The sequence below is a fragment of the Bowmanella dokdonensis genome, assembly GCF_017254865.1.
GTDB classification, from domain to species: Bacteria; Pseudomonadota; Gammaproteobacteria; order Enterobacterales; family Alteromonadaceae; genus Bowmanella; species Bowmanella dokdonensis.
On sequence record NZ_JAFKCV010000001.1, the window covers coordinates 72085 to 84832 of the forward strand.

Consider the following 12748-nt stretch of genomic DNA (forward strand, 5'->3'; position numbering starts at 1 on the left):
GATAAATAACTATTTAAAATCAAAGGGTTAAATATGTCAGAAATGACTCCAAGAGAAATCGTCCATGAACTGGACCGGCATATCATCGGCCAGCAGGGCGCCAAGCGGGCTGTGGCCATAGCCCTGCGCAATCGCTGGCGCCGCATGCAGCTTAATGACGAGCTACGCCATGAAGTGACGCCCAAGAATATCCTGATGATTGGTCCCACCGGAGTCGGCAAAACCGAGATTGCCCGTCGCCTGGCCAAGCTGGCCAATGCTCCCTTTATTAAGGTGGAAGCGACCAAATTTACCGAAGTGGGTTATGTGGGCAAGGAAGTGGAGGCCATTATCCGCGACCTTGCGGATATTGCGGTGAAGATGACCAAGGAGCAGGAAATGACCAAGGTACGTTACCGGGCCGAAGAAGCGGCCGAGGAGCGGATCCTGGATGCGTTGCTGCCCCGTCCGGAGAATGCCTGGGGTGAACGGGAGGAGGGCCAGGACAAGGGTACCCGTCAGGCGTTTCGCAAGAAACTGCGTGAGCACCAACTGGATGACAAGGAAATCGAGATAGACATTGCCCTGCCGCAGATGGGGGTGGAGATCATGGCCCCTCCCGGCATGGAAGAGATGACCAACCAGTTACAGAGTATGTTCCAGAACCTGTCCGGCTCCCATAAGAAAAAGAAGAAGCTCAAGATCAAGGAAGCCTACAAACTGCTGGTGGAAGAGGAAGCGGCCCGTCTGGTCAATCAGGAGGACCTGAAGGAAAAGGCGCTGTTCAATGTGGAGCAGAACGGCATCGTGTTTATCGACGAGATAGACAAAATCTGCAAACGGGAGAACACCCAGGGCGCCGATGTATCCCGCGAAGGGGTGCAGCGGGATCTGCTTCCGCTTGTGGAAGGCAGCACGGTCAGCACCAAGCATGGTATGGTCAAGACGGACCATATCCTGTTTATCGCCTCGGGTGCGTTTCAAATGTCCAAACCTTCGGATCTGATCCCTGAGCTGCAGGGGCGTCTGCCCATCCGGGTGGAGCTCAGTGCCCTCAAAGTGGGAGACTTTATCCGGATTCTCACCGAGCCCAATGCCTCGCTGACCGAGCAATATGTGGCGCTGATGGGCACCGAAGGGGTGGAAATCGCCTTTACCCAGGATGGCATCGAGCGCATCGCTCAGGCCGCCTGGCAGGTTAACGAACGCACCGAGAACATCGGCGCAAGGCGCCTGCATACGGTGATGGAAAAGCTGATGGAGGATATCTCCTTCGACGCCACCGACAAGCACGGCGAGAAGCTGGTCATTGACGCCGAGTACGTGAAGGCACACCTGGATACGCTGGTGGAAGATGAGGATCTGAGCCGGTTTATTCTCTGATTACTGGCTGATGGGGTGGGGCGCAATGCCCCGCCCGGCTGGCGCAGATTTCCCAAGCTGTCATCCGTTATACCCGCGCAGGGCATGCAGAGCCGCCCAGGAAGACGGTTTAAGGATCGCTCCTCTTAGGCTTGGCGATGGCGCGATACCACTGTTGAGTCCAGTTTCTCCAGATACTCCTTCAGCACCCGGGCATGGCTGTGTCGGGTATCTTTTGTCGCAGACAGCAGAATAAGGTTCTGCTGGGTCACATCGGCAAGGCATTCCCTGGCCGTTTCTTTGTTTTCACTGAGCTCGCTTAGGTACTGTTTGCGGAAGTCCGCCCATTTATCGGCGTCATGATCAAACCAGTGGCGTAACCCATCACTGGGTGCCAGCGCTTTCCAGTGGCCATCCAGATCCGCCTGCTCCTTCGACACCCCTCTTGGCCACAGCTTATCCACCAGCGCCCGATAGCCTTGTGGAATGTCTTCATCGTAAATGCGATGCAGCTTGATATTCATTGCCCCTCTCCTAATGGATTGCCAGCTAACGTCTGGGCTGGACGCCCTAATACAAAAACTTAGTAGGGCTTGATTGGGACGCAAATCAAATTAATGGACCAAATAAAGAAGGTAAAAGGCGGCGCCGGGTTGGCCTTCGCAGACACGCTGTGAATATATCCCTATACGCTCTTACGCAGCCTCCCTGCTGCATAAGGTCTGCAAAGGCCAACCCGACACTGCCTCTCAGCCTTTTCTCTATTGGTGAGTAATAGGTTTCCAACCAGACCGCGTGCTTAGACAGGCGGCTGCTGAAACTGACTTCTTCACACATTTGGAATGTGAGACGGTGGGCTATACGTCGATGGTGGAGGTTTCAGTGGTATCTGTTTTGACCAAAGCTATCCGGTAGCCGTTAAAGCGCTTGGTCATCACGACCTTCACTGCATAGATGCCGAAGAAAATCCCAATCAGGGCTCCGATCAATTGCAAATAGGGTTGATAGGGTTCAGTGGACACCCCGGCGATGGACAAGATGAAGCCCATTAAAAAACCGACCAGCAGGGCAGTGGGAAAGGTCCATAGCATCGCCCGCCAAACCCAGCTCCACCAAATCCGCACCGCATATTTCCAGGTAACTTTGATTTCTTCCATGATTTCTCCTTCGTTAAATGGCTTGATACCTTAGCGCACACCCATCCTCGCAACAAACCCTAACCGCCGCCACAGCACCGCCACCCACACGGCATGCAGGTTCAGCAGCAACACCAGCCACCATTCAAAGGCATCCTCCATCCGCTCGTGCCACACCGGCCACAGGCCATCCAGTGCCAGCGAGAAGATGGCTATAAACAAGGTCAGGGCGCTGAACAGCAGCAGCCTTCTGCCGCTCCTGCTCATCGGGCGGGAAGGATGACTGGCCAGGGCTGCCCCCAGGCAGGCCTGGGCGATAAAGGTCAGGCCCAGGTAGATCACTACCCCGGCGCGTCTGAGCAGATAAAAGGTCTCTCCCACATGGCCCAGGCTCAGGCTGTAGACAATCAGCGCCAGACTGGCCACTACTCCCAACCAGCCGAGGTAGCGCTGTGAACCCAGACCCAGGCTCTTAAGCCAGTAACTGTTCAGAGTCCAGAACAGGGCCAGCAGCACCATGGCCGGGATCATGCCGGCCTTGAACAGAAAATAAGCCAGGCCGTAACGGCCGGTGGCGCTGATACTGACGCAATCCAGCCAGTAGGGGTTGCAATGGGGCAGGGCGTCCTGCCAGAAGGACACCAGCAGGGTCAGATGAATGGTCAGCAGCGGTAGCAGGGACGCCAGCAGTCCAAACTGCCACAGGGGAATGGCCGGGCTAGGGTTGGCGGTAAAGGGTAGCTTTGAATCTTGGTTTTCCATGACGTTCAAGATAGTAGATCAGCGACTGGCCGTCCTCAGACAGGGTCAGGGTCCAGACATTGGTGGCAGCCTCGGGGATCTGGCCGATGGTATGGGTATCGGCGGCAAACGACTGCTCTAAGGCGGTTCCTGGTGCTGTAGCCATGCCGCCGTAAAGGTTTACCTCATGGGGTGTGCCGTCCTGATGGCGGTGATCATGCTGTAACTGCAGGCCATCCTCTTTAAGGTTGAACACCCAGGTGCGCGAGGTATCGGTGCCTACCTGAAAAGGCACCCTGATCTGTGCCGGACCACATTCTGCAATATGGGCAACCAGGGGTTTGCCGTAAAAGCTGTCCTTTGGGTCATCCGGAAAGCTGGACTGACCGGTAAAGGTCTGGCCGCAGAGGCCGGCAAGTTTGTCAAAGAAAGCCTGATGAGTGTCGGTTTGCGCCATCAGCGGCAGATTGAATGTCAGCAGTAATATCAGCAGGTATTTCATGCCTGGTCCTGTTGGTTTGAGGGATAAGAGGTCAGATGCAGACCCGGTTACGGCCCTGATCCTTGGCTTCGTAGAGCCGGTTGTCCGCTTCCACCAGCATGCTGTGACCCAAATCCGTGTCCAGCTTGTCGCTGATACCGAAACTGATGGTAACCGACAGATCCTTGTGAATGTGCTGCCATGGCCAGGCCGCCACTTTGGCGCGAATTCTGTCCACCAGTCCTTCGGCCTGGTGCTTGTCCGTATGACCCAGCAGGATGACAAACTCCTCGCCCCCGTAACGGGCCAGAATATCGGCATCGCGGATCTCCTCTGCCATCAGCTTGGCCACCTGCTTCAGCACGGTGTCGCCGATCTGATGGGAGAACCTGTCATTGATCTGCTTGAAGTTATCGATATCACCCAGAGCCAGTGCTAGGTTTTCCCCGTACCGGACTGCCTGGTGGTGCATCAGGCGAAACTGCTGATTGAAGTAACGCCGGTTGTGAAGCCCGGTGAGCTCGTCACGCAGGGACAATTCCTGCATGGCTTCTGCCTGCGCCTTGATCGTCTCGTTTGAGGCCTTGAGTTCGGCATAGGTGTTGTTCAGCTCCAAGGCCATACGATTGAACTCGCGCGCCAGCAAGGCTATTTCGTCCTTTCCTTCGACGCTGACCTGTTGGTTGAGGTTGCCTTTGCTCATCTCAATGGCGGCCCGGGTCAGTGATTGCAGGTGCTTGATTAGCTGGCGACCCATGGTCAGGCTAAGCAACAGGGTGACGATCAAGCCTGCGGCGGCTCCGAGCAACATGCTGCGGCTTTGGATCATCAGGTATGACTTGTCCTGCTCGGTCATCGGAAACTCATTGGCGCCCAGGGCATAACCTAGCAGCTGATCACCATTGTACAGGGGCTCGGAGCGTTCCAACTGCCTGTCGGTGAGCTGTTGTCCGGCCTGATAGTCGCCAAAGGGCATAAACACGAAACCCTGGGGGTCAGCCAGCACATAGCGGAAGGTTTCCGAATCCAGGGGGTGCCGTTCGGGTTTCAAATCACCTGGATGACTGGGGGAGGCTTCAGGGCTTCTCGCCAGACGACTGCTGCTATCCAGGATGCGTTTGTGCAGCAGCAACGCATTTTCCTGACCGCCCCACTGGCCATTATCCTCGCGGAAGTTTTCAATCAGGCGTACAAATCGGGAAAAGTGCACCTGGCGGGCTTCTTCCTCGAAGCGGATTTCAAGTAACCAGGGGGTAATCAGGGCCATAACGCTGATGGCTGCCAGGCTGGTGACCAGCATGGACAGTGTCAGTTTGGTGCGAAGCGACGTAAACAAACAGTTCCCCTGAAATTTCCCTGCAAACTGCTAATCAGAATGGCATAAGAACCGCAGCCTCCTGCGTCCCTTGCTGGCATCATAGAGCAATTTTACCTCAAGTACAGCCGCAATTATTCCGCCAAAAGCGCCGTCATGTCGTATCAAACTGTACAAACTGGGGTACGCCCCCCTGGGGATGGAAAAGTTTTTGCCATTCATCCCATATGGCAGCACAATTCAGCCATGCTTAAGGCCAATGGCCTGAAACCCGGTCAATCAGTGCTGTTCCCGAGGGCAGAGGGCTGAAGGGCGATGACTTCGCCTTGACTGATCGATTGTTATCTCTCAACTTAAGACAATTATGAAAGATAAACATACCCTGGGCTGGCGGGAATGGGGCAGCCTGCCCCAACTGGGCATAGATAAAATCAAGATGAAGGTGGATACCGGGGCCAAGACCTCCTGCCTGCATGCATTCGATCTGCAACCTTTCGAACATGAAGGTCAGGAATGGGTGCGTATCCATCTGCATCCGGTGCAGGATGACAACGACACCGTACTTATCTGCGAAGCCAGGGTGCTGGATCAACGTAAAGTCAGGGACTCAGGCGGACACGAGGAAGTTCGCTATGTGGTGGAAACGGAACTGGTGCTGGCTGACCGGCGTTTTCCCATTGAGCTGACCCTGACCAACCGGGACTCCATGCGTTTTCGGATGCTGCTGGGTCGTCAGGCCATGTGCGGACGCTTTATGGTGGATCCAGAGAAGTCCTATCTGTTGGGACAGCCAGGAACACGTTGCCCTTAAGCATCAAGGTTTGCACAACTACCCGTCCATTTGAAAAAGCGCTGCTCGCCTGCCACACTCAGGCCGAGTTTTTGCCAGCCCAGCAGTGGGTTCTGATTGACTGGGACAATCTCTAATTTTTTCACAAGGTTTGGTTTCATGAGAATCGCCGTTCTGTCCCGTAATAACAGTTTGTACTCCACCCGGCGCCTGAAAGAAGCAGGTGAGGCCAGAGGGCATGAAGTACATGTTATTGACCCGCTTAAATGTTATATGAATATCAATATGCAGAGCTCGTCGGTGCATATCAAAGGCAAGGAACTGCCCGAGTTCGACGCCATAGTTCCGCGTATCGGCGCCTCCATCACTTTCTACGGTACGGCGGTGTTGCGACAGTTTGAGATGATGGGTGTTTATCCGCTGAACGAGTCTGTGGCCATCAGCCGCAGCCGTGACAAACTGCGCTCTTTGCAACTGCTGTCTCGTAAGGGCATTGGTCTGCCCATTACTGGCTTTGCCAACCAGGCCAGCAATATTCCCGATCTGATTGAAATGGTCGGCGGCGCGCCGCTGGTGATTAAGTTGCTTGAAGGCACACAGGGCATAGGCGTGGTGCTGGCCGAAACCCGTAAGGCGGCAGAAAGCGTTATTGAGGCCTTTATGGGACTCAAAGCGGATATCATGGTGCAGGAATACATCAGTGAAGCCGGCGGCGCCGACATCCGTTGTTTTGTTATCGGCGACAAGGTTATTGCCTCCATGAAGCGTCAGGCCAAGCCAGGAGAATTCCGCTCCAATCTGCACCGGGGCGGTAGCGCATCCCTGGTGCGCCTGACGCCGGAGGAACGCAGCACCGCAGTGCGGGCCGCCCGCACCATGGGCCTGAATGTGGCCGGGGTCGATATACTGCGTTCTAACCATGGGCCGGTGGTGATGGAGGTTAACTCCTCTCCGGGGCTGGAGGGTATTGAGGCTGCCACCGGCAAGAATGTGGCCGACAGCATCATTGAGTTTATCGAGAAGAACGCCAAGGCCCATCATACCCGCACGCGGGGTAGAGGTTGATGGCCAAAGGTCAGGCCGCCTTCGAAATCGCCGACCAACGCGTCCCTGCCGGTAGCCAGCGTTCCATCAAACTGCCTGCGGCGCGGCTGTATACGGACACTCCCATTGAATTACACGTTGAGGTGTTTCACGGGGTCAAGCCGGGACCGACCCTGCTGGTCTGTGCGGCATTGCACGGGGACGAGCTGAACGGCATCGATATCTGCCGGCGGCTGATCAAGAAAATCAATCCCAAGCGCCTGAACGGCACCCTGATGGTGGTGCCCATCGTTAACGTGCTGGGTTTCATTCAGCAAACCCGTTATCTGCCGGATCGGCGTGACCTGAATCGCTGCTTTCCGGGCTCCCAGCGGGGGACGCTGGGCGGCAGGCTGGCCTATCTGTTTTACAGTCAGTTGCTGCAACGGGCCACCCACCTGATTGACCTGCATACGGGGGCCATTAATCGTAGTAACCTGCCGCAGGTACGCACCGATATCCGTGATGGCGACGCCTTGCAAATGGCCGAGGCATTTCTTGCCCCCGTTATACTGCACGCCAAGGAACGCGATGGCTCACTGCGTTCCACTGCCACTGATTTGGGCGTGCACAGCATATTGTATGAAGCCGGCGAGGCCCTGAGGTTTGACGAGGCCTCCATTCGTACCGGTCTTAACGGTATTTTGAATGTGATGAAACTGCTGGGCATGGCTCAGCGGCGAGGCAGCCGTCGTAAGTATGATCCCGTGGTGGCCAACAGCAGCCAGTGGGTACGTAACGAACTGGACGGGCTGATTATCAGTCGGGTACGGCTTGGGGATCGGGTTACCAAAGGGCAGATCCTGGCCTATTCGGCCAGCCCACATGGAGACAATGAAGAGCCTATCCGGTCGCCTTTCGATGGCATAGTCATCGGCATGTCCAATATCCCTATTGCCAACGAAGGGGAGGCCCTGTTCCATCTGGCCAAGTTTGATCGGGACCGGATGGACGAAGCCGGTGAAATCGTCGATGCCTTTATAGAGGACTTCGAGCCCAGGGTACTCTAACCCTCGCGACTGGTGTGGGTAGCCATAGCCGCCAGTTTCCGTGACAGGGGGGCGGGAAAGCGCACCTGCTGCCAGAGTTGCCGGCAGATTTCCCCGGTATCCTGCCACTGGCCGCCGATCAGCCAGTTCACCAGCAGGTGGGGATCCCTGGGGAATTCGATGGGTTCGGCGGAGGCACTGTCCAGCCAGTTTTCCACCTCTTCGCTGTCCAGGGCGGGCATACTGTGGCAGAGACCGAGTGTTTCCAGGGTCAATACATTGGATAGCTGTTCGAACTGGCCATGCAGGGGCTTGATCAACAGCTTCTTGCCCAACTGCAGGCATTCACTGGATAGCTCGAAGCCACCATTGGCAATCGCCCCCCGGCAGCTTTGCAAGGTCTGGTGGAAGCCCTCTTTACAGGTTTTCCGCCACTGGATATTGCCCTGGTCCTCATCCTCTTGCAGGTTTGGATGAAAACAGACGAAGTTGACTTCGCTTAACGGCTCCAGCATCAGACGGATCTCCTGCAGTTCCTCGAAGGGCAGGTAGACCAGAATATGCTGACCCGTTTCACCAGACGGCTCGTTTTCGATAAAAGGCGGGACAATGGGATGGCCGAAGTGATACCAGTGCACGCCCAATTGCACATCTGACGGCGCGAAGTGGTCCATGATCAGACGGTTAAGCCAGTTGTCGCCCTGCTTGGGTACCGGATGGCGAAAGGCATCCTGGTGGCTGATGGAAATACATGGCACCTTCTGGCGCCTGGCTGCCCAGGCGCTGATGGGTTCAAAATCATTGATCACCAGGTCGTAGGCGGCCAGATCCAGGCTTCGCACATCCTGCCAGAACACCAGGGGGCTGGCCTGCCTGAGTGTCTGCCAGTGGTCGATGGCTCCCCTTTGATGAACAAAAGTCAGTCCCTGGCGGGTTTGATATCCGCCAAATACCTCCATGTCGAAGTAGCCCTCAGTCGGCCGCCCACTGAACAGAAAGTCCACCTTCACGTCGTCACGTCGGCTAAAGGCCTTGGCCATGATCCGGGCGCGGGTAATATGACCGTTGCCGGTTCCCTGGACCCCATACAATATTCTCATCCGGATACTCCCATCTCGGCAGGCAGATTTAAGGTCAGACTTGGTACAGTTCGGGCGTGGCACTGCTTGGCCTGGGTCAGCAAAACAGCAAATCAGGCCAGTATGGACAGGCTGAACAGGGAAATTGTCAGGCCCAATCCGGCCCCGGCCAGGATATCACTGGGGTAATGTACGCCAAGCAGTACCCGGGACAAGCCAACCGTACCAGCCCAAGCATAAACCAGCAGCGCAAAAGAGGGATAATAATGGGCGATAATCGAGGCCATCAGGAAGGCTGCAGCCGTATGCCCTGAAGGCAGGCTGAACTTGTCTGAGGGGGCGATGTGGGCATTGAAGTTTCGCAGCAGGTCGCAGGGGCGGCGACGCCTGAATACTTGCTTGAGCATCAGATAGAGAGGCAATTCCAGGGCATAAGCCAGCAGGGCGGTGTACAGGAAGAGGTCTCCATGGTCTGGCTCGAAGCGCCACAGAATCAGTCCCAGTAACAGGTACAGGTGACCGTCGCCGGTTCTGGACAGCCAGCGGATGGGAGTGCAATTTCTGCCACTGGTCTTATTGAAAAGCCAGTAGAAGAGCTGCGTATCGGCTCGGGACAATAAATTCATTGTTGCCTGGCTCCTGTTCACCTGCAGACCGATCCTAGAAATCCTCTATGAAGCTGGGGTGACAGATTAGAGAAGACTTTATGACAATGACAGGCCATTGCCGGGGTGATTTGCCCCACCGCTCAAAACTGTCCCGGGATTGAATGGACAGCCCGGAAAAACTAACAGTATACTGGGACGCAGAGCCCCTCAATGCCAATGGAAATCAGATGGACTACAACACTTCAGAGCTATGCGACCTGTTTGCCGGTAATGTGGACGTGGTCGAGCCGATGTTCGTCAGCTATGGCGGACGTCGCTCATACGGCGGCGAAGTCACCACCATCAAGTGTTTTGAGGACAAGGGCCTGATAGAGCGTGTTTTACAGCAACCCGGCAAAGGCAAGGTGTTGCTGGTGGACGGCGGCGGCTCCATGCGCCGCGCCCTGATCGATCTGAACATCGCCCAGCTTGCCATTGACAATGAGTGGGAAGGTATCGTCTGTTACGGCAGCGTGCGTGACGTGGATGCCCTGGAAGATGTGGATATAGGTATCCACGCCCTGGCATCCATTCCGGTTGCGGCAGATGATGACCAAACAGGGGAAGTGGACATTGCGGTTAACTTTGGCGGTGTCACTTTTCTTCCTGAAGATCATCTGTATGCCGACAGCACCGGCATCATCCTGTCTCCCGAGCCCCTCGATATCGAATGAGCCTGCACCTGCTACAGGACCGGGCGCTGGCTGAGTTGTGCCAGGCCAGACCGGGCGAGACCCGGCTGGGGCAGGTGGTTAAACTGGCCAGCCAGTTCGGTGATTATCAGCAGGCCAGCGCCAGCGGATGCCGCTTTGCCCTGCTCGGTGTGCCTGAGCAGATTGGCCCCATGGCCAATTGTGGCAAAGGCGGCGCTCATCAGGGTTGGCAGGCATTCCTGCGTATCTTTTTGAACCTGCAAAGCAACCAGTACCTGGCCGGGGAAGAGGTGCTGCTGCTGGGGCGTTTGGATTGTGATGATCTACAGCCCGCCGGCACACTGGAGGATCTGCGTCATCAATGTGGTCTGCTGGATCAGCGTCTGGTCCATGTCCTGAAAGAGATATTTGCGGCGGGGCTGACACCCATACTGATAGGCGGCGGACATAACAACGCCTATGGCCTGATTCGGGCCTGCAGCGAGTACCTGGGCCAACCGCTGGCGGTGACCAACTTTGATCCCCACGGGGACTTCCGGCAGATGGAAGGCCGCCACAGTGGAAATCCGTTTCGATATGCCTGCCATGAGGGCTACCTGTCCCACTATGCAATTCTGGGCCTGCATGAACAGAAGAATTCCCGGGAAGCTCTGGAAGCCCTTGGCGAGTGCGGCTTCCCCTGGTACAGCATCCAGCAACTCAGGTGGCGTCGCGAACTGAGTTTTGAACAGGCCATGGAGAAGGTTTGCGCCTACCTTCAGGCGTCGAACCGCCCTATAGGTCTGGAGCTGGACATGGATGCCATCTCCGACATGCCTACCAGCGCCATCACCTCGGCAGGCATGTCACTGGACGATGCCATCCACTACGTATACAGAATGGCCGAGCAGAAACAGGTACAGTACCTGCACCTGGCCGAAGCCGCGCCTGAGCGTCATCCCTCCGGCCCCGATGCCGGCGCCAGAGTAACAGGGCAGGCCCTGGCCGAGCTGGTCTGCACTTTTATCCGGGCCCGTCGCTGACCGGACTTTGCCGGACACCAGACAGGGTCGGCTCCACAGTCGGTTTTTGGTCTACAATTCTCCTTTAGCCCCTTAGATGAGAGTTTCAGTACCCTAGAAGGAGAGAATCGATATGGGACTGCCGGCCGAACCCCTCAACCAAAAGCTTTCCGTTATTTCCTCCCGCTTGACCCGCCAGGCAGCCTCGGCCAAAGACTGGCTGAAAAGCCATCTGGCCAAGGCAGGTGTCCAGTTAAACGGCTCCAACCCCTGGGATCCCAACGTTCACAACAATGATTTTTATCTGCGCGTGATGCGGGAAGGTTCACTGGGTGCAGGCGAAAGCTATATGGATGGCTGGTGGGATTGTGAACGGCTGGATGAAATGTTCAAACGGCTGATGTCGGTGCAACTGGATGAAGTGATCCAAAGCAGATGGATATTGATCAGACACTGGTTAATGGCCAGGTTGGTCAATCTCCAGTCAACCAGGCGGGCCTACCAGGTCGGTGAACAGCATTATGATGTGGGCAACGATTTATACCGGGCCATGCTCGACAAACGCATGGTGTACTCCTGCGGATACTGGCAGGACGCCGAGGATCTGGATCAGGCTCAGGAAAGCAAGCTGGATCTGGCCTGCAAGAAAATGCAGCTGAACGCCGGCGAAGAGGTGCTGGATATCGGCTGTGGCTGGGGCAGCTTTGCCGAGTTTTCCGCGACACAATACGGCACGCGGGTCACAGGGGTGACGATTTCCAGGGAACAGCAGAAGCTGGCCCGGCATCGCTGTCGCGAGTTGCCGGTGGATATCCGTCTGCAGGACTACCGGATGCTGAGCGGGCGCTATGACAAGCTGGTTTCCATCGGCATGTTCGAGCACGTGGGGCAGAAAAATTATCACACCTACTTCAGTAACGCCCACCGGCTGATGCAGGATGAGGGTATCTTCCTGTTGCACACCATAGGCAAGCATACGGCCCAACTGGGTACCGATCCCTGGATCCACAAGTATATTTTTCCCAACGGGGCTATACCCTCCTTAAGTCAGATCAGTCAGGCCTGTGAACCCTTTTTCGTTATCGAGGATGTGCATAACTTCGGTCCGGATTACGACCGGACCCTGATGGCCTGGCAGCAGAACGTCGAATCGGCCTGGCCTGCCCTGAGGGAAAGCTACGGAGAAAGGTTCAGGCGCATGTGGGACTATTACCTGAAAAGCTGTGCCGGGGCGTTTCGCAGCCGCCAGTTGCAGCTCTTCCAACTGGTGCTGCGTAAAAAAGTGGGGCCGTTACCCCGCTACCACAGTCCACGTTGAGCTGGTATCAGAAGCAGGCCACAGAATTCAAAGAGCGGATCGCTCATCTGATGACTCCATCTGGCACGGCCCGGGGATGGATACCGGATCACTTTTCCGTTTTTTCTTTACGGCCTATACCCGAGTTTATCGGAGGACAGCTTGAGAGGCCCGGCGGTTTTGCGAGGCACCAAG

Annotated in this window: 15 protein-coding genes; 7 read left to right on the top strand and 8 right to left on the bottom strand. The window is 56.1% G+C overall.

Annotated features, from left to right (window positions below):
• Positions 1-33 precede the first annotated feature (33 nt).
• The gene (gene hslU, locus J0A66_RS00380) at positions 34-1362 is read left to right on the top strand and encodes an ATP-dependent protease ATPase subunit HslU (protein ID WP_206571789.1); all 1329 of its coding nucleotides are present in this window, start codon (positions 34-36) and stop codon (positions 1360-1362) included.
• 125 nt (positions 1363-1487) lie between these two features.
• On the opposite strand, the gene J0A66_RS00385 is transcribed toward hslU, so the two are convergent.
• The 5 genes from J0A66_RS00385 to J0A66_RS00405 form a co-directional block, all read right to left on the bottom strand.
• Positions 1488-1865, bottom strand: coding sequence for a DUF488 domain-containing protein (locus tag J0A66_RS00385; RefSeq protein WP_206571790.1), 378 nt, complete (start codon positions 1863-1865; stop codon positions 1488-1490).
• A gap of 333 nt (positions 1866-2198) precedes the next feature.
• Entirely contained in the window at positions 2199-2498 is a 300-nt protein-coding gene (locus J0A66_RS00390) for a hypothetical protein (RefSeq protein WP_206571791.1), read from the bottom strand.
• 30 nt (positions 2499-2528) lie between these two features.
• Entirely contained in the window at positions 2529-3239 is a 711-nt protein-coding gene (locus J0A66_RS00395) for a hypothetical protein (RefSeq protein ID WP_206571792.1), read from the bottom strand.
• Positions 3196-3720, bottom strand: coding sequence for a hypothetical protein (locus J0A66_RS00400; protein WP_206571793.1), 525 nt, complete (start codon positions 3718-3720; stop codon positions 3196-3198). Before J0A66_RS00400 ends, J0A66_RS00395 begins: the two co-directional genes overlap by 44 nt.
• A gap of 31 nt (positions 3721-3751) precedes the next feature.
• Positions 3752-5035 (bottom strand): diguanylate cyclase, encoded by a 1284-nt coding sequence (locus tag J0A66_RS00405; protein WP_206571794.1) that lies wholly within the window; start codon positions 5033-5035, stop codon positions 3752-3754.
• 343 nt (positions 5036-5378) lie between these two features.
• Between J0A66_RS00405 and J0A66_RS00410 the strand changes: the two genes are divergently transcribed.
• Entirely contained in the window at positions 5379-5825 is a 447-nt protein-coding gene (locus tag J0A66_RS00410; RefSeq protein WP_206571795.1) for an ATP-dependent zinc protease family protein, read from the top strand.
• Here J0A66_RS00410 and J0A66_RS00415 read toward each other — a convergent pair.
• On the bottom strand, positions 5822-5965 hold the full coding sequence (locus J0A66_RS00415; protein WP_206571796.1) for a hypothetical protein: 144 nt from the start codon (positions 5963-5965) through the stop codon (positions 5822-5824). The genes J0A66_RS00410 and J0A66_RS00415 overlap by 4 nt on opposite strands.
• Here J0A66_RS00415 and rimK point away from each other — a divergent pair.
• Together rimK and J0A66_RS00425 are read left to right on the top strand one after the other, a co-directional pair.
• A complete protein-coding gene (gene rimK, locus J0A66_RS00420) occupies positions 5964-6869 on the top strand; it encodes a 30S ribosomal protein S6--L-glutamate ligase (protein WP_206571797.1) in 906 nt (301 codons plus the stop codon). The genes J0A66_RS00415 and rimK overlap by 2 nt on opposite strands.
• Positions 6869-7897: a succinylglutamate desuccinylase/aspartoacylase family protein gene (locus J0A66_RS00425; RefSeq protein WP_206571798.1), complete on the top strand. Its 1029-nt coding sequence runs from the start codon at positions 6869-6871 to the stop codon at positions 7895-7897. The genes rimK and J0A66_RS00425 overlap by 1 nt, the downstream gene beginning before the upstream one ends.
• Here the strand turns inward: J0A66_RS00425 and J0A66_RS00430 are convergent.
• Together J0A66_RS00430 and J0A66_RS00435 are read right to left on the bottom strand one after the other, a co-directional pair.
• Entirely contained in the window at positions 7894-8976 is a 1083-nt protein-coding gene (locus J0A66_RS00430) for an MJ1255/VC2487 family glycosyltransferase (RefSeq protein WP_206571799.1), read from the bottom strand. The genes J0A66_RS00425 and J0A66_RS00430 overlap by 4 nt on opposite strands.
• A gap of 92 nt (positions 8977-9068) precedes the next feature.
• Positions 9069-9581 carry a phosphatase PAP2 family protein gene (locus tag J0A66_RS00435; RefSeq protein WP_206571800.1) on the bottom strand — a complete coding sequence of 171 codons (513 nt, stop codon included), beginning with the start codon at positions 9579-9581 and terminating at the stop codon, positions 9069-9071.
• Positions 9582-9790: 209 nt separating this feature from the next.
• Between J0A66_RS00435 and rraA the strand changes: the two genes are divergently transcribed.
• From rraA to cfa, 3 genes are all read left to right on the top strand, one after another.
• Positions 9791-10276: a ribonuclease E activity regulator RraA gene (gene rraA / locus J0A66_RS00440; RefSeq protein ID WP_206571801.1), complete on the top strand. Its 486-nt coding sequence runs from the start codon at positions 9791-9793 to the stop codon at positions 10274-10276.
• Positions 10273-11277 (top strand): formimidoylglutamase, encoded by a 1005-nt coding sequence (locus J0A66_RS00445; protein WP_206571802.1) that lies wholly within the window; start codon positions 10273-10275, stop codon positions 11275-11277. The genes rraA and J0A66_RS00445 overlap by 4 nt, the downstream gene beginning before the upstream one ends.
• Positions 11278-11389: 112 nt before the next feature.
• Positions 11390-12574 carry a cyclopropane fatty acyl phospholipid synthase gene (gene cfa / locus J0A66_RS00450; RefSeq protein WP_206571803.1) on the top strand — a complete coding sequence of 395 codons (1185 nt, stop codon included), beginning with the start codon at positions 11390-11392 and terminating at the stop codon, positions 12572-12574.
• The last annotated feature ends 174 nt before the right edge of the window (positions 12575-12748 follow it).

Coding starts and splice junctions, on each gene's coding strand:
- hslU (WP_206571789.1), top strand. CDS start 34: ATGTCAGAAATGACTCCAAGAGAAATCGTCCATGAACTGGACCGGCAT.
- J0A66_RS00385 (WP_206571790.1), bottom strand. CDS start 1,865: ATGAATATCAAGCTGCATCGCATTTACGATGAAGACATTCCACAAGGC.
- J0A66_RS00390 (WP_206571791.1), bottom strand. CDS start 2,498: ATGGAAGAAATCAAAGTTACCTGGAAATATGCGGTGCGGATTTGGTGG.
- J0A66_RS00395 (WP_206571792.1), bottom strand. CDS start 3,239: ATGGAAAACCAAGATTCAAAGCTACCCTTTACCGCCAACCCTAGCCCG.
- J0A66_RS00400 (WP_206571793.1), bottom strand. CDS start 3,720: ATGAAATACCTGCTGATATTACTGCTGACATTCAATCTGCCGCTGATG.
- J0A66_RS00410 (WP_206571795.1), top strand. CDS start 5,379: ATGAAAGATAAACATACCCTGGGCTGGCGGGAATGGGGCAGCCTGCCC.
- rimK (WP_206571797.1), top strand. CDS start 5,964: ATGAGAATCGCCGTTCTGTCCCGTAATAACAGTTTGTACTCCACCCGG.
- J0A66_RS00415 (WP_206571796.1), bottom strand. CDS start 5,965: ATGAAACCAAACCTTGTGAAAAAATTAGAGATTGTCCCAGTCAATCAG.
- J0A66_RS00425 (WP_206571798.1), top strand. CDS start 6,869: ATGGCCAAAGGTCAGGCCGCCTTCGAAATCGCCGACCAACGCGTCCCT.
- J0A66_RS00430 (WP_206571799.1), bottom strand. CDS start 8,976: ATGAGAATATTGTATGGGGTCCAGGGAACCGGCAACGGTCATATTACC.
- J0A66_RS00435 (WP_206571800.1), bottom strand. CDS start 9,581: ATGAATTTATTGTCCCGAGCCGATACGCAGCTCTTCTACTGGCTTTTC.
- rraA (WP_206571801.1), top strand. CDS start 9,791: ATGGACTACAACACTTCAGAGCTATGCGACCTGTTTGCCGGTAATGTG.
- J0A66_RS00445 (WP_206571802.1), top strand. CDS start 10,273: ATGAGCCTGCACCTGCTACAGGACCGGGCGCTGGCTGAGTTGTGCCAG.
- cfa (WP_206571803.1), top strand. CDS start 11,390: ATGGGACTGCCGGCCGAACCCCTCAACCAAAAGCTTTCCGTTATTTCC.